The organism is Pseudomonas sp. R45(2017) (assembly GCF_002112305.1).
GTDB classification, from domain to species: Bacteria; Pseudomonadota; Gammaproteobacteria; order Pseudomonadales; family Pseudomonadaceae; genus Aquipseudomonas; species Aquipseudomonas paraglycinae.
In genome coordinates, this window is record NZ_NEHH01000005.1 from 1 (window position 1) to 21,595 (window position 21,595).

The window sequence follows — 21,595 nt, forward strand, 5'->3', positions numbered from 1 at the left end:
GCTTCCGATCTCTCGTTAGCGGGAGGCGAATTCTACAGCGTTACACGCTGCTGTCAACACCTCTTTTTCTCCGCTTTCGACCGAGAAGATCGAACCGTTGAAAGCGCCGAACAAGTCGACATTTCCAACTGCTTCCAGGCTTCGATGAACTGAAGCAACCCGCTTTCGAAACCTACTTAACTCATTGAATCTCAAGGAGTTTTCCGTTTCGACTGCGCCGGAAGTGGGGCGAATTATAGACCTCTGGAATTCGCCGTCAACCCCTTATTTCAACTTTACTCAGATTTCAGCGTAATCCGTGCAAAAGCCTTCTTGCCGGCCTGGCAAACGTGAGTCGCGCCCAGTACGTATATAAAGGAGCGATCAACCACCTCACCATCTACACGTACACCACCGGAAGCCAGCAGATCACGTGCAGCTGCCGAGTTCTTCACCAGACCTGCCTTATTAAGGACAGCGGCAATCGGCATATCCTCGGCAGCAGTCAGCTCGACCTCTGGCAGATCATCCGGCAACTCACCGTCCTTCATACGGTTACCCGCGCCACGGTGAGCATTGGCCGCAGCCTCTTCACCATGGAAGCGCGCGACAATCTCTTCGGCCAGCTTGATCTTGATATCGCGAGGATTAGCGCCCGCCTCTACATCAGCACGGAACGCATTGATCTCATCCATCGAACGGAAGCTGAGCAACTCGAAGTAGCGCCACATCAACGCATCGGGAATCGAAACCAGTTTGCTATACATGACACCTGGCGCTTCCTGAATACCGACGTAGTTGCCCAACGACTTGGACATTTTCTTCACGCCATCCAGACCTTCAAGCAGCGGCATCGTCAGGATGCACTGCGCCTCCTGACCATAACCACGCTGCAGCTCACGCCCCATCAGCAGGTTGAACTTCTGATCGGTACCACCCAGCTCCACATCAGCGCGCAAAGCAACCGAGTCATAACCCTGCACCAGCGGATAGAGGAACTCGTGAATGGCGATCGGCTGATTGGTGGTGTAGCGCTTGTCGAAGTCGTCACGCTCGAGCATACGAGCAACGGTGTATTGCGAAGTCAGACGAATAAAGTCCGCAGGCCCCATCTGATCCATCCAGGTGGAGTTGAACGCGACTTCGGTTTTCGCCGGATCAAGAATCTTGAACACCTGAGTCTTGTAGGTCTCTGCGTTTTCCAGAACCTGCTCACGGGTCAACGGAGGACGTGTGGCGCTCTTGCCGCTCGGATCACCGATCATTCCGGTGAAATCACCAATAAGGAAGATCACCTGATGCCCCAGTTCCTGGAACTGGCGCAGCTTATTAATAAGCACAGTGTGACCAAGGTGCAGATCCGGCGCAGTTGGATCGAAGCCGGCCTTGATTCGCAGCGGCTGGCCACGTTTGAGCTTTTCGATCAGCTCGGACTCGACCAACAGTTCTTCCGCACCACGTTTAATCAGCGCTAGCTGCTCTTCAACCGACTTCATAACAGACCCGCAAGGCTCAGATTCAAAGGGAACCAACCATACAAGATCGCGCACCAAATACAAGTTTTGCCCGGCGCACGGACGCCAATCCACAGACAGGGCGTCCGCAGACTTGCTTCAGGGATGATTTGGTTATATTTTATACAGTTATTTCATCTTCATCATGTCATTCATCTTTTCCAATTCATCTTTTTCAAAGCCAAATTACTTATGACCACTGAACCGTCTAAAGCGCCACCGCTTTACCCGAAGACCCACCTGCTCGCCGCAAGTGGGATCGCCGCCCTTCTCAGTCTGGCGCTCCTGGTGTTTCCATCCAGTGATGTTGAAGCCAAAAAGACAACGCTGAGCCTTGAACTGGAAAGTCCTGCTGAACAACTGACACAAGATCAAGACGCTGCCGACGCAGCTCAAGCCACAAATGAGTCCGTAGCTTCCCCTTTCGCACAGATCGAAAATAGCGCCGAAGAGACGCAGGAAACCGCTCAGGCCGCACCAGCGCCGACACCGGCAGCTGAAGAAAAGAAGGCCCCAAATCACAGGGAAGTGATCGTCTCCAAGGGCGATACGCTTTCTACACTGTTCGAGAAAGTCGGTCTCCCGGCCGCGGCCGTGCATGAAGTGCTGGCCAGCGACAAACAAGCCAAGCAGTTCAGCCAGCTCAAACATGGCCAGAAACTCGAATTCGAATTGAACCCACAAGGCCAGCTGACCAACCTGCACAGCAAGGTCAGCGACGTTGAAACCATCACCCTGACCAAGAACGACAAGGGTTATGTGTTCAACCGCGTTACCGCCAAACCGACTGTTCGCACCGCCTACGTGCACGGTGTGATCAACAGCTCGCTGTCGCAGTCCGCCGCCCGCGCAGGCCTGTCCCACAGCCTGACCATGGATATGGCCAGCGTGTTTGGCTACGACGTCGACTTCGCTCAGGATATCCGTCAGGGCGACGAGTTCGATGTCATCTATGAACAGAAAGTGGTCAATGGCAAAGCCGTTGGCAACGGTCCGATCCTGTCCGCCCGCTTCACCAACCGCGGCAAGACTTACACTGCCGTGCGTTACACCAACAAGCAGGGCAACAGCAGCTACTACACCGCCGATGGCAACAGCATGCGCAAGGCGTTCATCCGTACACCGGTGGACTTCGCCCGCATCAGCTCGAAATTCTCCATGGGGCGCAAACACCCGATCCTCAACAAGATCCGCGCCCACAAAGGCGTCGACTATGCCGCTCCACGCGGTACGCCGATCAAGGCTGCCGGCGACGGCAAAGTGCTGCTGGCCGGCCGTCGCGGCGGTTACGGCAACACCGTGATCATCCAGCACGGCAACACTTACCGTACGCTGTATGGCCACATGCAGGGCTTCGCCAAGGGCGTGAAGACCGGCGGCACCGTCAAACAGGGCCAGGTGATCGGTTACATCGGCACCACCGGCCTGTCCACCGGCCCGCACCTGCACTATGAGTTCCAGGTCAACGGTGTCCACGTCGATCCACTGGGCCAGAAGCTGCCGATGGCCGACCCGATCGCCAAATCCGAACGCGCCCGCTTCCTGGCACAGAGCCAGCCGTTGATGGCTCGCATGGACCAGGAAAAAGCCACCATGCTGGCTTCGAGCAAGCGTTAAGCCATGGCTCTTTATATCGGAGTGATGTCCGGCACCAGTCTCGACGGGCTGGACATCGCCCTGATCGAGCAATCCTCGGCGATCAACCTGATCGCCACGCACTACATCCCCATGCCTGAAACCCTGCGCGCCGAGCTGCTTGGCTTGTGCGCCAGCGGCCCTGACGAGATCGCCCGTTCGGCGATTGCCCAGCAGAACTGGGTGAAGCTCGCCGCGCAAGGGATCCATACCCTTCTCGAACGGCAACAGCTCAAGCCTGAAGCCATTCGCGCAATCGGCAGCCACGGCCAGACTATTCGCCACGAGCCGGCGCGTGGTTTCACCGTACAGATCGGCAACCCCGCCCTGCTCACTGAACTGACCGGTATCACCGTCGTCAGCGATTTCCGCAGTCGCGATGTGGCCGCTGGCGGCCAGGGCGCCCCTTTGGTTCCGGCCTTCCATGAAGCGTTATTCGAAGAGCGTACCGGCAACCGCGCGGTCCTGAATGTCGGCGGTTTCAGCAATCTCAGTCTGATTGAGCCGAACAAGCCTGTAGCCGGTTTCGACTGCGGGCCGGGGAATGTGCTGATGGACGCCTGGATTCATCAGCAACGGGGCGAGAACTTCGACCGAAACGGGCAGTGGGCAGCCAGCGGGAAGGTTGAGCCTACCCTGCTGAAAGCCCTGCTCAGCGATCCGTTTTTCGTGACACAAGGCCCGAAGAGCACCGGTCGCGAAGTCTTCAACTTGCCTTGGCTGGAGCAGCAACTGTCGCGCCTGCCAGGTTTCGCACCCGAAAACGTACAGGCAACACTGCTCGAACTGACGGCGCTGACAATCGTCGAATCGCTGCAAAGCGCTCAATCGAATACCGAAGAGATCTTGGTCTGCGGGGGCGGTGCCCACAACGCCACGCTGATGAAGCGCTTGGCCGACCTGCTACCCAACGCCAAAGTCGCCAGTACCGCGACCCACGGCGTCGATCCGGACTGGGTCGAGGCCATGGCCTTCGCCTGGCTGGCCCACTGCTGTCTGGAGGGCATCGCCGCCAATCGCCCGAGCGTCACCGGCGCCAAAGGCTTGCGCGTGCTCGGCGCCATCTACCCCAACTGACAAATCGCAGATAACAAAACGCCGCAGAACCGTGAGGTTCTGCGGCGTTTTATTGTGTACGTTGAAGCGCGATCAGATCGAGAACGAGGAGCCGCAACCACAAGTGGTGGTGGCATTCGGGTTCTTGATCACGAAACGCGAACCTTCCAGACCTTCCTGATAATCCACCTCGGCACCCGCCAGATACTGGAAGCTCATCGGATCGACCACCAGACTGACGCCTTCGCGCTCGACGATGGTGTCGTCCTCGGCCACATCTTCATCGAAGGTGAAGCCGTACTGAAACCCTGAACAACCGCCGCCCGTAACGAATACGCGCAGCTTCAAGCGATCATTCCCCTCTTCATCGACCAGGCTCTTCACCTTGTGCGCGGCACCTTGAGTGAATTGCAAAGCCGTGGGGGTGAAGGATTCGACGCTCATGCTGACTATCTCCCGGCGTTACGCCGCCATAATGCGTGATGACGCGCATTATCCGCTTGTCCTAGAAAATCGGTCAACTATTGTTACGGTATATCAATAAAGCTGATCAACCGACCAGAATGCAAAAAGGCCCGTCAGACGGGCCTTTTTACCAAGCTAGATCAGTCGTTACGGCAGCATGCCCGCGTGGGACAGGCCCAAACGCTCATCCAGCCCGAACAGGATGTTCATGTTCTGCACCGCCTGACCCGACGCGCCCTTGACCAGGTTGTCGATCACCGAGAGCACTACCACCAGATCACCATCCTGCGGGCGGTGAACCGCGATGCGGCAGACGTTGGCGCCACGCACACTACGGGTTTCTGGATGGCTACCAGCCGGCATCACGTCGACGAACGGCTCATTGGCATAACGCTTCTCGAACAACGCCTGCAGATCCACCGAGCGATCCACCACGGTCGCGTAGAGCGTGGAGTGAATGCCACGGATCATCGGCGTCAGGTGCGGCACGAACGTCAGACCGACATCCTTGCCCGCCGCACGACGCAGCCCCTGACGAATTTCCGGCAGATGGCGGTGACCTTTCACCGCATAAGCCTTCATGCTTTCCGACGTCTCGGAGTACAGCGAGCCTACGGCAGCACCACGACCGGCACCGCTGACACCGGACTTGCAGTCGGCGATCAGGTGCGACGCGTCGGCAATACCCGCCTCAAGCAACGGCAGGAAACCCAACTGCGTCGCGGTCGGGTAGCAACCCGGCACCGCGATCAGGCGTGCTTTCCTGATCTGCTCACGATTGACTTCCGGCAGACCGTAAACCGCCTCGTCCAGCAACTCCGGCGCGCCGTGCGGCTGGCCGTACCACTTGGCCCACTCATCGGCGTCCTGCAGACGGAAGTCTGCCGACAGGTCGATGACCTTGGTGCCGGCCGCCAGCAATTCGCCTGCCAGTGCGTGGGCAACGCCGTGCGGAGTGGCGAAGAACACCACGTCGCAAGCGCCCAGCGTCTTGATGTCCGGCACGCTGAATGCCAGACCGTCGTAGTGACCGCGCAGGTTCGGGTACATATCAGCCACGGCCAGACCGGCCTCGGATCGGGAAGTGATCACTACCACTTCTGCCTGCGGATGCTGTGCCAACAGACGCAGCAGTTCGACACCGGTGTAACCCGTGCCGCCGACGATACCGACCTTGACCATAAACCTGCCCTCAACGAACCCACTGGAAAGCCGTCGATAATAGGGGCCGCGCGCGCCTGCGACAACCGCAAAGGTGACGTGCGGACGCTCAAGCCTCTACTATCGGGCCTACCGTGAATCAGGGAATAACCCAAAATGCTCTATCTGTGGATCAAAGCGCTGCATATCGTCAGCATCGTGTGCTGGTTTGCCGGCCTCTTCTATCTTCCGCGACTGTTCGTTTATCACGCGCAAAGTGAAGACACGATCAGCAAGGAACGCTTCAGCATCATGGAGCGCAAGCTCTATCGCGGCATCATGGGCCCGGCGATGATCGCCGCGCTGATCTTCGGCGGCTGGCTGATCTACCTGAACCCGAGCATCTTCAGCAGCGGTGGCTGGATCCACGCCAAATTGACCCTGGTCGTGCTGTTGATCGGTTACCACCACATGTGCGGCGCGCAGGTAAAACGTTTCGCCCGTGGCGAGAACACCCGCAGCCATGTCTTTTATCGCTGGTTCAATGAAGTGCCGGTTCTGATATTGCTGGCTATCGTAATTCTGGTCGTGGTCAAGCCGTTCTAACTTCAACAAATACAACTTTCCGGGGTACTTCCGATGTCGCTGCCCGCTCTGCTCGAACAACGTCTGCGCCTGCCCGTAGTGGCGGCGCCGATGTTCCTTATCTCCAATCCTGAACTGGTGCTGGCGTGCTGTCGCAACGGCGTGGTTGGCAGCTTCCCGGCGCTGAACCAACGCGAAAGCAGCGGGTTCAAGGCCTGGCTGGAGCAGATCGAAGCGGGGCTGGCGACATTGGAGAACCCGGCGCCGTACGCGGTGAACCTGATCGTCCACCACAGCAACCCGCGCCTGCAGGCTGACCTGGACATCTGCGTCGAGCACAAAGTCCCCATCGTCATCACCAGTCTCGGTGCCGTGAAGGAACTGGTAGACGCCGTGCACAGTTACGGCGGCCTGGTCTTCCATGACGTAACGACCCGTCGCCATGCCGAGAAAGCCGCCGAGGCTGGTGTCGATGGCTTGATCGCCGTCGCGGCCGGTGCCGGTGGGCACGCCGGGACCTGGAGCCCGTTCTCGCTGATCGCCGAGATCCGCGAGTTCTTCGACAAAACCCTGTTGCTTGCAGGATGTTTGAACCATGGGCATGAGATTCTCGCCGCACAACTGCTCGGCGCGGATCTGGCCTACTTCGGCACGCGATTTATCGGCACCACTGAAAGTCATGCGCCTGACGCTTACAAGGAGATGCTGCTGACTGCCAAAGCCGCCGACATCATTCATACTCCTGCCGTGTCCGGTGTACCGGCCAGTTTCATGCGCCAAAGCCTGGAGGCCGCCGGTTTCGACATGGCCGCCCTGCAAGGCAAGGGCGAAGTGAATTTCGGCGACAAGCTCAAGCCGATCAACGACGAAGCCAAGGCCTGGAAAACCGTGTGGTCGGCGGGTCAGGGCGTAGGCCAGATCGACGATCTGCCAAGCGTGGATCAACTGGTGGCGCGTCTCGATACCGAATACCGCCAGGCCCTGGAGCACGCAGCACAACTGCCGAAACGCTGGCCACGTTGAATGAAACCCGTCCAGTCGCTGCTGACTGGCCTTAGACTCAATTTATCTCGCGACAAGGATGCCTCGGCCATGAGCGAACCCCGTTACAAGATCGTTTTCGACGGCGCGCTCCAGCCCGGCGTCGATATCACCACGGCCAAGCTCAACCTGGCCGATCTGTTCAAAAGCGATGTCGCCGCCATCGAGCGCCTGTTCAATGGCCGCACCGTCGCGCTCAAGCGTGATCTGTCCCACAGCGATGCGCAGACCTACCTGCAAGCGCTGGGCAAGACCGGGATCGATGCCCGGATCGAAACGGAAACACCCATCGAACTGAACCTGTCGGATGTCCACGAACAAAGCGCCGCCGTTGCGGAGCCTGACTCGCCTTATGCGCCGCCTCGCGCCGTCGTCGGTGAAAACCTGCCGGCATTCGCACCTCTCAAACCGTTCAGCGTTGAAGGCCGGATCGGCCGCTTGCGTTACCTGGCATGGTCGATGGTGTTGAGCCTGGTAGCCCTGCCAATCGTCAGCGTGTTCGCGCTGATCGGTCTGGGCCTGGTGAGCGCCGACTCGACGACCGGCCTGATCATCGGCGGTCTCCTCGCCTTCTTCCTGTTTCTGGCCTTCGCGATCGTCGGGATCCTGTTCAGCATTCAGCGCCTGCACGATATCGGCTGGTCGGGTTGGCTCTGGCTGCTGACGCTGGTGCCGTTCGTGGGGAGCTTCTTCCCGCTGGTGATCATGGTCGTGCCGGGCAATACCGGCGCCAATCGCTATGGCCCACCGCCTCCGCCGAACAGCACGGCAGTCAAAGTGCTGTGCTCTTTGTGGATCGTGTTTATCGGGCTGTTTTTCATGGGCGGCATGCTGGGCGGGATTACCGCCATCCAGCAGGAATACGAAAGCAGTCTTGAAAGCAGCTACGAGAGCGGCTCGGTGACCACCGATGAAATCGATGTGGAAGTCGAGCCCACCGCGAATTCGGCAGACGATGCAGCCGAAGCCACCCTCGCCCCTGTAGACTCTGCGAAAGAATGAACAACGCTCCCCGCCGTGACACCTGCGTCCACGGCGCGGCGCTGTTGCGATGGAGATTTGCATGACCCGTTACGCTCTGATCACCGGCGCCTCCAGCGGCATTGGCCTGGCCATGGCCGAAGCCCTGGCGCGCCGTGGCCGCAGCCTGATTCTGGTGGCTCGCCAGCGTGATCAGCTGGAAAGCATTGCGATTGAACTGACCCAGCGCTTCGGCGTGGAAGTGCTGTTCCGCGCCTGTGATCTTGGCGAGCCGCTGCGCCTGTCCGGTTTTCTGCTGGAGCTTGAAGAAGGCGATCGCCAAATCGATCTGCTGGTCAATTGCGCCGGCATCGGTACTTGCGGCCCGTTCCTGGCCCAGGACTGGATGACCGAACAGGACCTGATCGAAGTGAACATCCTCGCCCTTACCCGCCTTTGCCATGCCATCGGCAACAGCATGGCGTTGCAGGGCGGCGGGCAGATTCTCAACGTCGCGTCGGTGGCAGCCTTCAACCCCGGGCCGTGGATGAGCACCTACTACGCCAGCAAGGCGTATGTACTGCATTTCTCGGAAGCACTGCGGGTGGAACTGAAGAAGTGTGCGGTCAAGGTGTCGGTGCTCTGCCCCGGCCCGACCCGCACCGCGTTCTTCAGAACCGCACAACTGAACAACGACAAACTCAACGCCAGCAAACTGCTGATGAGTCCCGAGGAGGTCGCGCTGTATACCGTGCGCGCCCTGGAGAAAAACCGCGCGATCATCATTCCCGGACGCCGAAACCGCTGGTTCGCCTTTCTGCCTCGGCTCGGTTCGCGCTGGCTCAACCGCACCATCGTCGGCATGGTCAACAAAGCTTACTGCCCTCGCTGAAGGGCCGACAGGCAAATGGCTGGGCGTGGTGATCCTCCGTGGGTACACTCAGCCCAGCTCACACAACGGAGAAAACAGCTGTGGATACTCTGTTCACCAAGATCATCAACCGGGAAATTCCGGCGAAGATCATCTACGAGGACGACCAGGTTCTGGCGTTCCACGACATCGCCCCACAGGCACCGGTGCATTTTCTGGTGATCCCGAAGAAACCGGTGCGTACCCTCAACGACCTGACCGAAGACGACAAGGCACTGGCCGGGCATATCCTGTTCACCGCCCAGCGTCTGGCGCTGGAACTGGGTTGCGAGGAAGGCTTCCGGGTGGTGATGAACTGCAATGAAATGGGCGGGCAGACGGTCTACCACATTCACATGCACGTACTCGGTCAACGCCAGATGAACTGGCCGCCGGGCTGATTGAACCCGCAGATCGGTGGGAGCGCCCTGCTCCCACATGACCCAGCGCAAACCTTCCCCGGCCGATTCGGTTAAACTGGCCGCCGAGATTCTTCCCGGAGGTCAGCATGACTACCCAACGTCACTACTCGCCCATTGATCGTCTTCTGCTGCAAGCCGATGCCGCGATGCGTACCTTGCTGCCCTTCAGCGGCCAGCCGTACCGTCCGTCGCCGGCAATCGTGCAGCCCGATGTGCAGATGAGCGATGAAGACACCCGCCACGTCGCCGGCCTGATGCGCATCAACCACACCGGTGAAGTCTGCGCCCAGGCGTTGTATCAAGGCCAGGCGCTGACCGCCAAGCTGCCGCAGGTGCGCGAGGCCATGGAGCATGCGGCCGAAGAAGAGATCGATCATCTGGTCTGGTGCGAACAGCGCATTCACCAGCTGGGCAGCCACACCAGCGTGCTCAACCCACTGTTCTACGGTATGTCGTTCGGCATCGGCGCAGTCGCCGGGTTGATCAGCGACAAGGTCAGCCTCGGATTTGTTGCCGCCACCGAGCATCAGGTGTGCAAGCATCTGAACGAGCATCTGGAGCAACTGCCGGCCGAGGACGAAAAATCCCGGGCGATTCTGGAGCAGATGCGTATCGATGAAGAACATCACGCGGAAAGCGCACTGGAGGCCGGCGGCTTCCGCTTCCCGGCGCCGGTGAAGTTCGGCATGAGCCTGTTGGCCAAAGTGATGACCAAGAGCACTTACCGGATCTGAAAAACGCCCACAAAAAAGGCGACTGCCGCAAAGCAGTCGCCTTTTTTTGTGCCCGGATTTCTTAGCTCGGCATATTGCGCGCGTAGAAGATTTCCAGCATTTCGTGTTTCACACGCTCGGTCACCTGAGCACGTTGCTCGGAAGACAGATTGCTGGTGGCATCGCCGAACAGGTAGTTGTCCAGTTCGAAGTTCTTCAGCAGCATTTTGGTGTGGAACAGGTTTTCCTGATACACGTTCACGTCGGTCATCTGGTACGCGTCGCGGGTGTCTTCGGAGAGGTAGTTCTGGATCGAGTTGATCTCGTGATCGATGAAATGCTTGTTGCCTTCAACGTCACGGGTGAAGCCGCGCACACGGTAATCCACGGTCACGATGTCCGAATCGAACTGGTGAATGAGGAAGTTGAGCGCTTTGAGCGGTGAAATGACACCACAGGTCGACACATCGATGTCCACACGGAAAGTCGCAATACCGGCGTCCGGATGGATTTCCGGGTAGGTGTGCACCGTGATGTGGCTCTTGTCGAGGTGGGCCAGGATGATTTCGGGCAACGGGCCCGGGGATTCTTCGATCTGGCTTTCGGTCGGGGTCACCGGCTCTTCCGAGATCAGAATCGTGACGCTGGCACCCTGAGGCTCATAGTTCTGACTCGCAATGTTCAGAATGTTGGCACCAATGATTTCGACAACTTCCGTGAGGATCTGCGTCAGGCGTTCGGCGTTGTACTCTTGATTGATGTACTCGACGTAAGCCTGCTGGTCTTGCGGGGTTTCCGCGTAGCAGATGTCATAGATGTTGAAGCTCAAGGTCTTTGTCAGGTTATTGAACCCGTGGAGCTTGAGTTTGCTTTTCACCGTTAAAAACTCTCTATGTATGCGGCACGGCCGCGTGATCAAGCATGCCCGTCAAGTGCGAACAACGCACCTGCGTAGGACGGTTAACACCTCTTCGCGATGGCGATTTTGGTTATCTGTTCAGGCGGATGACCCGTCGGTTGACTGATCACGGCCCTGAAAAAAGTGGCGCATTATGCAGACGTCAGCGGGGGATCGCCAGAGTCTGCACTGCTTTTATGATAGTTGAATGTCGGCTCAGCCGAGTTCAACGATTTCGTAGTCGTGGGTGATCGCTACGCCAGCTGCGCCGAGCATGATCGAGGCCGAGCAATACTTCTCGGCAGACAGTTCGATGGCGCGTTTGACCTGGGCTTCTTTCAGACCACGACCCTTGACCACGAAGTGCATGTGGATCTTGGTGAACACTTTCGGATCTTCGGTCGCGCGCTCGGCTTCCAGAAAGGCTTCGCAGCTTTCAACGGCCTGACGGGACTTCTTCAAAATGCTGACCACGTCGAAGTTGCTGCAACCACCAACACCCAGCAGGAGCATTTCCATCGGGCGGACACCCAGGTTACGACCACCGGCGTCCGGCGGACCGTCCATGACCACGACATGACCGCTGCCGGATTCGCCGAGGAACATGGCTTCGCCAGCCCATTGGATGCGTGCCTTCATCGTCAAGACTCCACTGTAGAAAAAAGGGTCGCCAGCTTAGCACAGGGCCCTGCCCGGACAGCGAGCACGTTCCTGGGACGAATGCACCTTTGACGTAGGCGATTTCTCGAAATTTCGACGAAGTGTCTGGTAAGCTGGCGCCAATTCACTGGCGCCTTCGCCAGACTGTGTAGCGACCGCCTCAGCGCCTCATATAAAAACCAAATATAACCGTGCAGTCTTTTCGGGATACAACCATGGTTGGTATTACCCCCACACCCAAAATCAAGAACCTCGACAAGCTGCTGATGCATTGCCAGCGCCGCCGTCACGCGGCCAAGAGCAACATCATCTGCGCCGGGGATCGCTCCGACACGCTGTACTTCATCATCCGCGGCTCGGTCACGATCCTGATCGAGGACGACGACGGCCGCGAGATGATCATCGCCTACCTGAATGCCGGGGACTTCTTCGGCGAGTTGGGTCTTTTCGAAGAAGCCGGCCAGGAGCAACAGCGCAGCGCCTGGGTGCGGGCCAAGGTTGAATGCGAAGTCGCGGAAATCAGCTACACCAAGTTCCGCGAACTGTCGCAGCAGGATCCAGACATTCTTTACGTCCTCAGCGGACAAATCGCACAACGTCTGCGCAACACCACACGCAAGGTCGGCGACCTGGCGTTCTTCGACGTCACCGGCCGTGTCGCTCGCTGTTTGCTGGAGCTGTGCAAACAACCGGACGCGATGACTCACCCGGACGGCATGCAGATCAAGGTGACCCGTCAGGAAATCGGCCGGATTGTCGGTTGTTCACGAGAGATGGTCGGTCGCGTGCTCAAGGATCTTGAGGAACGCAACCTGGTGGATGTGAAAGGCAAGACCATGGTGGTCTTCGGCACCCGCTGAGTTCCAAAGCTCAACCGGCGTAGATCTGCGCCAGCATCAAACGAAAGAGTTCATCGAGACGCGCCAGTGCATGGGGCGCCGGGAATTTCTCATGCAGAGCGATGTGGCTGGCGGCACGTACCCGTTGCTCCAGGCCACACGCTTCATTAAATCGATTGACCGCCGCAACCATCGACTCACGTTCGTCTTCCACCAGCATCGCACCGTGCACCAACCCCACCGGTCGCTGACCACCCTGACTCTGGCGCCAGCGTTGGGCGGTGCCGACCATCTTGCGACCGTCGAGATTGACGTTGAAGCGACCGTCGCAGAACGCACCGTCGATTTCACCCAGCGACGAAGTGCCACCCAACTCATCCAGCAACTCACAGATCGGATCGCACAGCCGCCGGTAACCGGTTTCGATGCGGTTCAGATCGCCTTCGCTGCGAGGCGGTGCGTAGACAAGCGCAATATTGATGGTCGACGCCGATTGCGGAACAGGTTCGCCGCCGGTCTCACGCAGCAACACCGGCCAGCCGGCAGCAGCGGAGGTTTCGCAGGCGTGATCGAATCCGGGCAAGCGGTTCAAACGACGTGGCATGACCAAAGCGCGGTCGCTGGGCTGCCAGAACAGCAAGCCAAATTCGGCATCACCAGCGCAGACCGAGGCCAGCAGATGCTGTTCGGCTTGCAGGCCGGCTTCGATGGTCAGGGATGTGGGGATCATAAGGTTTCCATAGGACGTTGAGTCTGAGGTGAATCTTATGCCGCCTTCGCGGGCAAGCCCGCTCCCACAGGGGAACGGGCGCCTGCGAAGACTCGATCAGTCGAGGGTCGAACCGCTCACCGGAACGCCGCGCTCCGGGAAAAACAGACGCTGCAGTTCGATGCCCGGGCTTTCGGCGCGCATGAATGCTTCGCCGACCAGGAACGCGTAAACGTCGCTGATTTCCATCAGTTCGACATCGGCACGGTTGAGGATCCCGCTCTCGGTGATCACCAGACGATCGCGCGGAATGCGCGGCAGCAGGTCGAGGGTGGTTTCCAGGCTGACGTCAAAAGTGTGCAGATTGCGGTTGTTGACCCCGACCAGCGGCGTGTCGAGGGTTTTCAGCGCGCGCTCCAGCTCATCGCCGTCGTGCACTTCCACCAGCACATCGAGGCCGACGTCTTTGGCGACCGACGCCAGTTCGGCCATTTTCACGTCATCCAGTGCGGAGACGATCAACAACACACAATCGGCGCCCAGCGCACGGGCTTCGACGATCTGGTACGGATCGATCATGAAGTCCTTGCGGATCACCGGCAGCGAGCAGGCCGCGCGGGCCTGTTGCAGGTAGGCATCGGCGCCCTGGAAGTAGTCGATGTCGGTCAGCACCGACAGGCAGGTCGCCCCACCCTTCTCGTAGCTTTTGGCGATGTCGGCAGGAACGAAGTTCTCGCGGATCACGCCCTTGCTCGGCGACGCTTTCTTGATTTCGGCGATCACTGCCGGTTGTTTCTTCTTGGCCTGCGCCAGCAATGCCTGGGCAAAACCACGGGGTGCATCGGCCGCCTTGGCCAGACTTTCCAGCTCGCTCAGGCTCACACGAGCGCTACGCTCGGCGACTTCCTGAACCTTGCGGGCCAGAATGTTTTCCAGAACCGTCGGTACACTCATCCCTCATTCTCCACTTTGAATACCGCGGTAAAGGCACCCAACTCCTCGAGTTTCTCCCGAGCAAGACCGGTGTGCAGAGCGTCGTGGGCCAGTGCCACGCCCTCTTTCAAACTTGTCGCTAGGTCGGCGGCGTACAGCGCCGCACCGGCATTGAGCACGATCATTTCGGCAGCCTTCTGACCGTTCTCGGTCTTGCGCTTGCCCAGTGCATCGCGGATCAGCGCCAGCGACGCTTCCGGGCCTTCGACCGACAGGCCGTGCAGGCTCTGGCTCTTCATGCCCAGATCTTCCGGCTCGACCCAATATTCGGTGATCTGATCGTCCTTCAGCTCGGCGACAAACGTCGGCGCCGCCAGACTGAATTCGTCCAGACCGTCCTTCGAATGCACCACCAGCACGTGCTTGCTGCCCAGACGCTGCAAGACTTCAGCCAACGGCCGGCACAGCGCCGGGGTGAACACGCCCACCACCTGATGTTTCACACCGGCCGGATTCGTAAGCGGGCCGAGCATGTTGAACAAGGTACGCAGGCCGAGATCGCGACGCGGGCCGGCGGCGTATTTCATGGCTTTGTGGTGAGTCTGGGCGAACATGAAGCCGATGCCGACGTTGTCGATGCAGCGCGCCACCTGAACCGGAGTCAGGTTGAGGTAGATGCCGGCGGCTTCCAGCAAATCGGCGCTGCCGCTCTTACCCGACACCGCGCGGTTACCGTGCTTGGCCACGGTGCAGCCAGCCGCGGCGACCACGAAGGAAGACGCGGTCGACACGTTGAAAATATTCGCCCCGTCACCGCCGGTGCCGACCACATCGACCACGCCGTCGAGGGTCTTGAGTTCGACCTTGTCCGCCAGCTCGCGCATCACCGACACGGCGCCGACGATCTCGTCGATGCTCTCGCTCTTCATGCGCATGGCCATCATGAACGCGCCAATCTGCGCGTCAGTGCATTGGCCGGTCATGATTTCGCGCATCACGTCGCGCATTTCATCGGTGCTGAGGTCGAGGTGATCGACGATACGGCTCAGGGCTGTCTTGATATTCATGGAAAGTCCTTAGCGCGTGCCGCCGGTTTGTTTGAGGAAGTTGGCAAACAGTTCATGGCCCTGTTCGGTGAGGATCGATTCCGGGTGGAACTGTACGCCCTCGATGTTCAGGGTCTTGTGACGCAGGCCCATGATTTCGTCGACCGAACCGTCATCGTGCTGGGTCCACGCCGTCAGCTCCAGGCAATCGGGCAACGTTTCGTGCTTGACGATCAGGGAATGATAGCGGGTGACGGTCAGCGGACGGTTCAGACCGGCAAACACGCCCTTGTCCTCGTGGAATACCGGGCTAGTCTTACCGTGCATCACTTGCCGGGCGCGGACGACATCGCCGCCAAAAGCCTGGCCGATGGACTGGTGACCGAGGCAGACCCCGAGAATCGGCAGTTTGCCGGCGAAGTGCTTGATGGCTTCGATGGAGATGCCGGCTTCGGTCGGTGTGCACGGGCCAGGGGATACGACGATCCGCTCAGGGTTGAGCGCTTCGATTTCGGCAATGGTCAGTTCGTCGTTGCGCACCACCTTGACCTCGGCACCCAGCTCGCCGAGGTATTGCACAACGTTGTAAGTAAAGGAGTCGTAGTTGTCGATCATCAGCAACATGGCGTTTCGAACCTCTTGAATTCTGACTTGAAGACAGCCTTCGGATGACTTGCCAGGGCGCTGCACACGGTCGGACGCGCAGGTCGCATCGGCACAGCGGCATTTCATACGGGCAAGGAAGGCAAAGCGATACAGATCCGGCGGGGCCGGCAGAAAAGATTCAGGCGCGCCAACGCCAGCGGGCGTGTGCCTTGATGACTTGATCCAGAAGTTTGCTGGTGATCAACACGGGGAAGGTCTCGTTCATACGTTTCGGCACAGTAACTTAGCTGGGCGGAGCGTGCAATATGGCCGGGGCCGTGGGGGATAAAACAATGGGAGGGTTGACGACCGATGGCAAAACGCCGGAAGTTTTTGGTACTGTCGTTTCGTTCACTACAACAATAAATAAACGGACTTGCTCATGATCAAACAGACGTTGTTTGTACCGCTCGCCGGATGCCTGCTCGCGATGGCCTGCGCCCAGGCGAACGCCGCACCCAATCCTTATTCGAATTTCGTGGTTTTCGGCGACAGCCTGAGCGATGCCGGGACTTTCACTGACAGCGGCGGCCCGGCCGGCGCCACGCAGCGCTACACCAACCGCACCGGCCCGGTGTATCTGGACGGCAGCGGTGAACTCCGCTCGCTGAACTCGACGCAACTGCTCGGTGGCCGTCTCGGCTTCACACCGGATCAAACCGCCTCCTCGTCCTCGGCAGTTCGTGCCGGCCAAGGCCAGCCGGACGGTAACAACTGGGCTGTCGGCGGCTACCGCACCGACCAGATTCTCGACTCGATCACCAGCCAGTCCGCCACCGGCGAACGCACCCGCGCCGGTTATCTGCCGTCGAACGGTTTCCGCGCGGACCCGAATGCCCTGTATTACCTGACCGGGGGCGGTAACGATTTCCTACAGGGCCGCGTCACCAGTCTTCCGCAGGCGAATGCCGCCGCCGATCGACTGGTCGACAGCGTCCGCACGCTGCAAGGCGCCGGCGCCCGCTACATCATGGTCTGGCTGTTGCCGGACATCGGCCTGACTCCGGCCATCAACGGCTCGCCGCTACAGGCCTTCACCTCGCAACTCAGCGCCCAGTTCAACACCGAACTGGTCAGCCAGTTGCAGAGCGTCAATGCCAACGTCATCCCGCTGAACGTCCCGGTTCTGCTCAAAGAGGCATTCGCCAATCCGGCGCAGTTCGGCCTGGCGACCGACCAGAATCTGGTCGGCACCTGCTTCAGCGGCAACAGTTGCACGGAGAACGCGCGGTACGGGATCAACAGCGCCACCCCGGATCCGACCAAGCTGATCTACAACGACGCCGTCCACCCGACAGAAGCCGGGCAGCGCCTGATTGCCGATTACGCCTACTCGCTGCTGGCCGCGCCATGGGAAGCGACCCTGTTGCCGCAAATGGCCCAAGGTACCCTGCGCTCGCATCAGGATGAACTGCGCAACCAGTGGCTGGCAGATTGGGAAAACTGGCAGGCCGTTGGCCAATGGCGGGCGATTGTCGCCGGCGGCGGCCAGCATCAGGACTTCGACAGCCAGCGCAGCGGCGCGAGCGCAGACGGCAACGGTTACAACCTGAACATCGGCGGCAGCTACCGTCTCAACGACGCCTGGCGCATGGGCGTGGCGGCCGGTTTCTACAATCAGAAACTCGAGGCCGGCGACAACGACTCGGACTACAAGCTGAACACTTATCTGGGCACCGCGTTCGCCCAGTACCAGCAGAACCGCTGGTGGGGTGACGCCGCCGTAACCGCCGGGCATCTGGATTACGACAGCCTCAAACGCAAATTCCAGTTGGGGGTCAACGAACGTGGCGAGAAAGGCGATACCGACGGCTATGTTCTGGCCTTCAGCGGACGCGTGGGTTACGACATTGCGCCAGAAGCGAGCAGCCCATGGCACCTGTCGCCATTCGTCAGCGCCGACTTTGCCAAGGTTGAAGTCGATGGTTACTCGGAAAACGGCGCCGACTCCACCGCGCTGACGTTCGATGACCAGTCGCGCATCTCCCGCCGTCTCGGTCTCGGGATCCAGGGCAAGTACCAGATCACCTCGCAGACCCAGGTGTTCGGCGAGCTGGCCCATGAGCGCGAGTACAACGACGACACCCAGAATGTGACGATGAACCTCAACAGCCTGCCGAACAACCGCTACACCTTGGCCGGCTACGCCCCTCAAACCAACCTGAACCGCCTGAACCTGGGCGTGAGCCACAACCTCACCAAGGATCTGGCATTGCGCGCCAGCTACGACATCCGCAAGGATGACGACTTCACCCAGCAAGGGGTCAACGTCGGCGTAGCACTCGACTTCTGATTCGCAGGCCATAAAAAACGCGGCGCCCTCACAGGCGCCGCGTTTTTTTTATAGCTGAAGCATCAATCACTCAGTCCGGGGTTTGCTCGGCGAGCGCAACAGCGCGGAACATCGCCCGGCGCTTGTTGATGGTTTCTTCCCATTCCAGCGCCGGCACCGAGTCAGCGACGATGCCGCCACCCGCTTGCACGTGCAGTTCGCCGTTCTTGATCACTGCGGTACGGATCGCAATCGCGGTGTCCATGTTGCCGTTCCAGGCGAAGTACCCGACCGCGCCGCCATATACGCCACGCTTGACCGGTTCCAGCTCGTCGATGATTTCCATCGCACGGATCTTCGGCGCGCCGGACAAGGTGCCCGCCGGCAGGATCGCCCGCAGCGCGTCCATCGCCGTCAACCCGGTCTTTAACTGACCGGTGACGTTAGACACGATGTGCATCACGTTGGAATAACGCTCGATGACCATTTTCTCGGTGAGTTTCACCGAGCCGATTTCCGAAACGCGTCCGGTGTCGTTGCGACCGAGGTCGATCAGCATCAGGTGCTCGGCGATTTCCTTGTCGTCGGACAGCAGGTCTTCTTCCAGTGCCACATCCGCCTCTTCGTTAGCCCCGCGAGGACGGGTGCCGGCAATCGGGCGCACGGTGATCAGGTTGTCTTCGACCCGCACCAGCACTTCCGGCGAACTGCCGACAACATGGAAGTCGCCGAAGTTGAAAAAGTACATGTACGGCGTCGGGTTGAAGCAACGCAGTGCGCGGTACAGATCGATCGGCGCCGCCTTGAAGTCGATCGACATGCGCTGGGACGGCACGACCTGCATGCAGTCACCGGCGAGGATGTATTCCTTGATGGTGTCGACGGCTTTTTCGTAGTCATCCTGGGTGAAACTGGAGCGGAACACCGGCTCGGCCGCCTGCTGCTTGCTGAAATCCAGGCCACGACGCGGGGTGATCGGCTGACGCAGTTTTTCCAGCAGTTGCTGCAATTGCGCCTGGCCCTGCTCGTAGGCATCGGACTGCGCCGGGTCGGCCAGCACGATCGCGTGCATCTTGCCGGCGAGGTTGTCGAACACCACCACCGCATCGGAGACCATCAGCAGAATGTCCGGCACACCCAGCGGATCCGGGTTCGGGCATTTGCCGAGGCGCTTTTCTACATAACGTACGCAGTCGTAACCGAAGTACCCCACCAGACCGCCGTTGAAGCGCGGCAGACCGGCAATGGTCGGCACGTTGTAGCGGGCCTTGAAGGTTTCGACGAAGGCCAGCGGGTCTTCAACGTCATGGCTTTCAGTTTCGACACCATCGACGGTGATGCTCACGTGATGATCGTGAACTCGCAGCACGGTGCGGCACGGCAGGCCGATGATCGAGTAACGGCCCCATTTCTCGCCGCCCTGCACCGATTCGAGCAGGTAGGAGTTGGGCTGGTCGGCCAGTTTCAGGTAGATCGACAGCGGAGTGTCGAAGTCGGCCAGGGTTTCGCAGGCCAGCGGGATGCGGTTATAGCCGTCAGCGGCCAGACGCAGGAATTCTTCGCGGATCATAGGGTGCCTCGTGGTGTGAGGGGCAAATCAGTCAGGTGTGCAAACGCGCCGGCAGGCCGGCCAGGAACAAGTCAGGCGCGCCAACGCCAGCGGGCCAGGGCCTTGATGACTTTCATCCAGAGTTTGCGGGTGACCACCACGATGGCGTTTCCAGAAGGGGATTGAGAAGCGTCGGGCAACGTTATCTCAGCGGCCGTATCCAGGCAACCGGGAATTAGCTTGCGCAGATCGTCGATCACCAGCGCCGGGGATTCCTCGGCAATCGGCCGGCCATGGTTGTAGCCATAACTCAGCCCTACGCATTTGACCCCCGCCGCTTTCGCCGCCAGCACGTCGCTGCGCGAATCGCCGACGAACAGCGATTGCGAGGCCGGGATACCGGACATCTTCATGACGAAGAACAGCGCCGCCGGATCGGGCTTCTTCTGCGGCAGGGTGTCGCCGCCGATGATCCACTTGAAGTAGCGGCCGATCTTCATCTGATCCAGCAGCGGCGCAACGAAGCGCTCCGGCTTGTTGGTGATCAGCGCCATGGCCACGCCCTGCTTGTGCAGCCATTTGAGGGTGTCGCGCACGCCGGGATAGACCACGGTCAGCTCATGGCTGGCGCCGTAGGCCTCCATGAAAACTTCCAGCGCGTGCTCGGCTTCGACGTCATCCACGGAAGAATGATCGATGCCGCCGGCCAAGGCGCGGCGCACCAGCTCCGGCGCACCGTTGCCGACCCACTCGCGAACCGACTCGATACCGGCAGGCTTGCGCCCGAGGGTGAGCAGCATGTTATCCACCGCCGCCGCCAGGTCGGGTACCGAATCGATCAGCGTGCCATCCAGATCGAACATCACCAACCGCGGCAGTTGCCCCGGGAACAGCTGCTCAAAACCGCTCATGGGCGAGCCAGCGCCAGTTCGGAACGCATCTTGTCGATGACTTCCTGATAGTTCGGCGCGTTGAAGATCGCCGAGCCGGCCACAAAGGTGTCGGCGCCGGCGGCAGCGATTTCACGGATGTTGTTGACGTTGACGCCGCCGTCGATTTCCAGGCGGATGTCACGGCCCGAAGCATCGATGATCGCCCGCGCTTCGCGCAGCTTGTCGAGGGTGCCGGGGATGAACTTCTGCCCGCCGAAGCCCGGGTTGACGCTCATCAGCAAGACCATGTCGACTTTGTCGATCACGTACTTGAGCACGTCCAGCGGGGTCGCCGGGTTGAACACCAGGCCGGATTTGCAGCCGCCTTCACGGATCAGTTGCAGCGAACGATCGACGTGCAGCGTGGCTTCCGGGTGGAAGGTGATGTAGGTGGCACCGGCCTCGATGAAGTCGCCGACAATGCGATCCACCGGGCTGACCATCAGGTGCGCGTCGATCGGCGCGGTCACGCCGTACTTGCGCAGTGCGGCGCAGACCATCGGGCCGATGGTCAGGTTCGGTACATAGTGGTTGTCCATGACATCGAAGTGGACGAAGTCGGCACCGGCGGCCAGAACGTTGTCCACTTCCTCGCCCAGGCGGGCGAAGTCGGCGGAGAGAATCGACGGAGCAATAACGAAGGGCTGCATGACGCACCTTTTCTGAGCTAAATCACGATGGCGCGCATTGTA

Annotated in this window: 22 protein-coding genes; 10 read left to right on the plus strand and 12 right to left on the minus strand. The window is 59.8% G+C overall.

The genetic code is table 11. The annotated features are described in order from the left end of the window. Nucleotides 1-275: 275 nt before the first annotated feature. Nucleotides 276-1,475 carry a tyrosine--tRNA ligase gene (tyrS, locus tag CAF74_RS12560; protein WP_011336180.1) on the minus strand — a complete coding sequence of 400 codons (1,200 nt, stop codon included), beginning with the start codon at nucleotides 1,473-1,475 and terminating at the stop codon, nucleotides 276-278. A 210-nt stretch (nucleotides 1,476-1,685) separates the two neighbouring features. Between tyrS and CAF74_RS12565 the strand changes: the two genes are divergently transcribed. After that, complete coding sequence (locus tag CAF74_RS12565) at nucleotides 1,686-3,110, plus strand: peptidoglycan DD-metalloendopeptidase family protein (RefSeq protein WP_085746572.1); 1,425 nt, start codon at nucleotides 1,686-1,688, stop codon at nucleotides 3,108-3,110. A gap of 3 nt (nucleotides 3,111-3,113) precedes the next feature. Then, on the plus strand, nucleotides 3,114-4,205 hold the full coding sequence (locus CAF74_RS12570) for an anhydro-N-acetylmuramic acid kinase (protein WP_085746573.1): 1,092 nt from the start codon (nucleotides 3,114-3,116) through the stop codon (nucleotides 4,203-4,205). 72 nt (nucleotides 4,206-4,277) lie between these two features. Here the strand turns inward: CAF74_RS12570 and erpA are convergent, their stop codons facing one another. Together erpA and argC are read right to left on the minus strand one after the other, a co-directional pair. Further along, complete coding sequence (gene erpA, locus CAF74_RS12575; RefSeq protein WP_003228776.1) at nucleotides 4,278-4,628, minus strand: iron-sulfur cluster insertion protein ErpA; 351 nt, start codon at nucleotides 4,626-4,628, stop codon at nucleotides 4,278-4,280. 168 nt (nucleotides 4,629-4,796) lie between these two features. Next, the gene (argC, locus tag CAF74_RS12580; RefSeq protein WP_011336183.1) at nucleotides 4,797-5,831 is read right to left on the minus strand and encodes an N-acetyl-gamma-glutamyl-phosphate reductase; all 1,035 of its coding nucleotides are present in this window, start codon (nucleotides 5,829-5,831) and stop codon (nucleotides 4,797-4,799) included. 135 nt (nucleotides 5,832-5,966) lie between these two features. Here argC and hemJ point away from each other — a divergent pair, with 135 nt between their 5' ends. The 6 genes from hemJ (at nucleotide 5,967) to coq7 (ending at nucleotide 10,441) form a co-directional block, all read left to right on the plus strand. After that, nucleotides 5,967-6,395, plus strand: a complete 429-nt coding sequence (hemJ, locus tag CAF74_RS12585) for a protoporphyrinogen oxidase HemJ (protein ID WP_007956328.1) — start codon at nucleotides 5,967-5,969, stop codon at nucleotides 6,393-6,395. A 33-nt stretch (nucleotides 6,396-6,428) separates the two neighbouring features. After that, on the plus strand, nucleotides 6,429-7,397 hold the full coding sequence (locus tag CAF74_RS12590; RefSeq protein ID WP_085746574.1) for a nitronate monooxygenase family protein: 969 nt from the start codon (nucleotides 6,429-6,431) through the stop codon (nucleotides 7,395-7,397). 69 nt (nucleotides 7,398-7,466) lie between these two features. Then, nucleotides 7,467-8,417 carry a DUF805 domain-containing protein gene (locus CAF74_RS12595; RefSeq protein ID WP_085746575.1) on the plus strand — a complete coding sequence of 317 codons (951 nt, stop codon included), beginning with the start codon at nucleotides 7,467-7,469 and terminating at the stop codon, nucleotides 8,415-8,417. Nucleotides 8,418-8,478: 61 nt separating this feature from the next. Then, nucleotides 8,479-9,267, plus strand: a complete 789-nt coding sequence (locus tag CAF74_RS12600) for an SDR family oxidoreductase (RefSeq protein WP_007956321.1) — start codon at nucleotides 8,479-8,481, stop codon at nucleotides 9,265-9,267. Nucleotides 9,268-9,347: 80 nt separating this feature from the next. Next, on the plus strand, nucleotides 9,348-9,686 hold the full coding sequence (locus tag CAF74_RS12605; RefSeq protein WP_007956318.1) for a histidine triad nucleotide-binding protein: 339 nt from the start codon (nucleotides 9,348-9,350) through the stop codon (nucleotides 9,684-9,686). Between the two features lie 107 nt (nucleotides 9,687-9,793). Continuing rightward, complete coding sequence (coq7, locus tag CAF74_RS12610; protein WP_007956317.1) at nucleotides 9,794-10,441, plus strand: 2-polyprenyl-3-methyl-6-methoxy-1,4-benzoquinone monooxygenase; 648 nt, start codon at nucleotides 9,794-9,796, stop codon at nucleotides 10,439-10,441. A gap of 61 nt (nucleotides 10,442-10,502) precedes the next feature. On the opposite strand, the gene speD is transcribed toward coq7, so the two are convergent. Together speD and CAF74_RS12620 are read right to left on the minus strand one after the other, a co-directional pair. After that, complete coding sequence (speD, locus tag CAF74_RS12615; protein WP_007956315.1) at nucleotides 10,503-11,297, minus strand: adenosylmethionine decarboxylase; 795 nt, start codon at nucleotides 11,295-11,297, stop codon at nucleotides 10,503-10,505. 237 nt (nucleotides 11,298-11,534) lie between these two features. Beyond that, the gene (locus CAF74_RS12620; RefSeq protein WP_003228794.1) at nucleotides 11,535-11,957 is read right to left on the minus strand and encodes an OsmC family protein; all 423 of its coding nucleotides are present in this window, start codon (nucleotides 11,955-11,957) and stop codon (nucleotides 11,535-11,537) included. 236 nt (nucleotides 11,958-12,193) lie between these two features. Here CAF74_RS12620 and crp point away from each other — a divergent pair, with 236 nt between their 5' ends. Continuing rightward, nucleotides 12,194-12,838: a cAMP-activated global transcriptional regulator CRP gene (crp, locus tag CAF74_RS12625; RefSeq protein ID WP_007956313.1), complete on the plus strand. Its 645-nt coding sequence runs from the start codon at nucleotides 12,194-12,196 to the stop codon at nucleotides 12,836-12,838. Nucleotides 12,839-12,848: 10 nt separating this feature from the next. On the opposite strand, the gene CAF74_RS12630 is transcribed toward crp, so the two are convergent. The 4 genes from CAF74_RS12630 to CAF74_RS12645 form a co-directional block, all read right to left on the minus strand. Next, nucleotides 12,849-13,547, minus strand: a complete 699-nt coding sequence (locus CAF74_RS12630; RefSeq protein WP_085746576.1) for a lipoate--protein ligase family protein — start codon at nucleotides 13,545-13,547, stop codon at nucleotides 12,849-12,851. A gap of 96 nt (nucleotides 13,548-13,643) precedes the next feature. Then, nucleotides 13,644-14,480, minus strand: coding sequence for an indole-3-glycerol phosphate synthase TrpC (trpC, locus tag CAF74_RS12635; protein ID WP_007956311.1), 837 nt, complete (start codon nucleotides 14,478-14,480; stop codon nucleotides 13,644-13,646). Beyond that, the gene (gene trpD / locus CAF74_RS12640; RefSeq protein ID WP_039768098.1) at nucleotides 14,477-15,526 is read right to left on the minus strand and encodes an anthranilate phosphoribosyltransferase; all 1,050 of its coding nucleotides are present in this window, start codon (nucleotides 15,524-15,526) and stop codon (nucleotides 14,477-14,479) included. The genes trpC and trpD overlap by 4 nt, the downstream gene beginning before the upstream one ends. Nucleotides 15,527-15,535: 9 nt before the next feature. Next, on the minus strand, nucleotides 15,536-16,129 hold the full coding sequence (locus CAF74_RS12645) for an aminodeoxychorismate/anthranilate synthase component II (protein ID WP_007956309.1): 594 nt from the start codon (nucleotides 16,127-16,129) through the stop codon (nucleotides 15,536-15,538). 403 nt (nucleotides 16,130-16,532) lie between these two features. On the opposite strand from CAF74_RS12645, the gene estP reads away from it, so the two are divergent. Continuing rightward, nucleotides 16,533-18,443 (plus strand): esterase EstP, encoded by a 1,911-nt coding sequence (gene estP, locus CAF74_RS12650; RefSeq protein WP_085746577.1) that lies wholly within the window; start codon nucleotides 16,533-16,535, stop codon nucleotides 18,441-18,443. A 70-nt stretch (nucleotides 18,444-18,513) separates the two neighbouring features. On the opposite strand, the gene trpE is transcribed toward estP, so the two are convergent. The 3 genes from trpE to rpe form a co-directional block, all read right to left on the minus strand. Then, nucleotides 18,514-19,992 carry an anthranilate synthase component I gene (gene trpE / locus CAF74_RS12655; RefSeq protein WP_085746578.1) on the minus strand — a complete coding sequence of 493 codons (1,479 nt, stop codon included), beginning with the start codon at nucleotides 19,990-19,992 and terminating at the stop codon, nucleotides 18,514-18,516. Between the two features lie 71 nt (nucleotides 19,993-20,063). Continuing rightward, entirely contained in the window at nucleotides 20,064-20,882 is an 819-nt protein-coding gene (locus tag CAF74_RS12660) for a phosphoglycolate phosphatase (RefSeq protein WP_085746579.1), read from the minus strand. Then, nucleotides 20,879-21,553: a ribulose-phosphate 3-epimerase gene (rpe, locus tag CAF74_RS12665; protein WP_007918813.1), complete on the minus strand. Its 675-nt coding sequence runs from the start codon at nucleotides 21,551-21,553 to the stop codon at nucleotides 20,879-20,881. The genes CAF74_RS12660 and rpe overlap by 4 nt, the downstream gene beginning before the upstream one ends. Nucleotides 21,554-21,595: the final 42 nt, after the last annotated feature.

Coding starts and splice junctions, on each gene's coding strand:
- crp (WP_007956313.1), top strand. CDS start 12,194: ATGGTTGGTATTACCCCCACACCCAAAATCAAGAACCTCGACAAGCTG.
- hemJ (WP_007956328.1), top strand. CDS start 5,967: ATGCTCTATCTGTGGATCAAAGCGCTGCATATCGTCAGCATCGTGTGC.
- CAF74_RS12590 (WP_085746574.1), top strand. CDS start 6,429: ATGTCGCTGCCCGCTCTGCTCGAACAACGTCTGCGCCTGCCCGTAGTG.
- argC (WP_011336183.1), bottom strand. CDS start 5,831: ATGGTCAAGGTCGGTATCGTCGGCGGCACGGGTTACACCGGTGTCGAA.
- CAF74_RS12645 (WP_007956309.1), bottom strand. CDS start 16,129: ATGTTGCTGATGATCGACAACTACGACTCCTTTACTTACAACGTTGTG.
- CAF74_RS12660 (WP_085746579.1), bottom strand. CDS start 20,882: ATGAGCGGTTTTGAGCAGCTGTTCCCGGGGCAACTGCCGCGGTTGGTG.
- CAF74_RS12565 (WP_085746572.1), top strand. CDS start 1,686: ATGACCACTGAACCGTCTAAAGCGCCACCGCTTTACCCGAAGACCCAC.
- CAF74_RS12630 (WP_085746576.1), bottom strand. CDS start 13,547: ATGATCCCCACATCCCTGACCATCGAAGCCGGCCTGCAAGCCGAACAG.
- estP (WP_085746577.1), top strand. CDS start 16,533: ATGATCAAACAGACGTTGTTTGTACCGCTCGCCGGATGCCTGCTCGCG.
- trpE (WP_085746578.1), bottom strand. CDS start 19,992: ATGATCCGCGAAGAATTCCTGCGTCTGGCCGCTGACGGCTATAACCGC.
- CAF74_RS12600 (WP_007956321.1), top strand. CDS start 8,479: ATGACCCGTTACGCTCTGATCACCGGCGCCTCCAGCGGCATTGGCCTG.
- CAF74_RS12595 (WP_085746575.1), top strand. CDS start 7,467: ATGAGCGAACCCCGTTACAAGATCGTTTTCGACGGCGCGCTCCAGCCC.
- trpD (WP_039768098.1), bottom strand. CDS start 15,526: ATGAATATCAAGACAGCCCTGAGCCGTATCGTCGATCACCTCGACCTC.
- coq7 (WP_007956317.1), top strand. CDS start 9,794: ATGACTACCCAACGTCACTACTCGCCCATTGATCGTCTTCTGCTGCAA.
- rpe (WP_007918813.1), bottom strand. CDS start 21,553: ATGCAGCCCTTCGTTATTGCTCCGTCGATTCTCTCCGCCGACTTCGCC.
- trpC (WP_007956311.1), bottom strand. CDS start 14,480: ATGAGTGTACCGACGGTTCTGGAAAACATTCTGGCCCGCAAGGTTCAG.
- erpA (WP_003228776.1), bottom strand. CDS start 4,628: ATGAGCGTCGAATCCTTCACCCCCACGGCTTTGCAATTCACTCAAGGT.
- CAF74_RS12570 (WP_085746573.1), top strand. CDS start 3,114: ATGGCTCTTTATATCGGAGTGATGTCCGGCACCAGTCTCGACGGGCTG.
- tyrS (WP_011336180.1), bottom strand. CDS start 1,475: ATGAAGTCGGTTGAAGAGCAGCTAGCGCTGATTAAACGTGGTGCGGAA.
- CAF74_RS12620 (WP_003228794.1), bottom strand. CDS start 11,957: ATGAAGGCACGCATCCAATGGGCTGGCGAAGCCATGTTCCTCGGCGAA.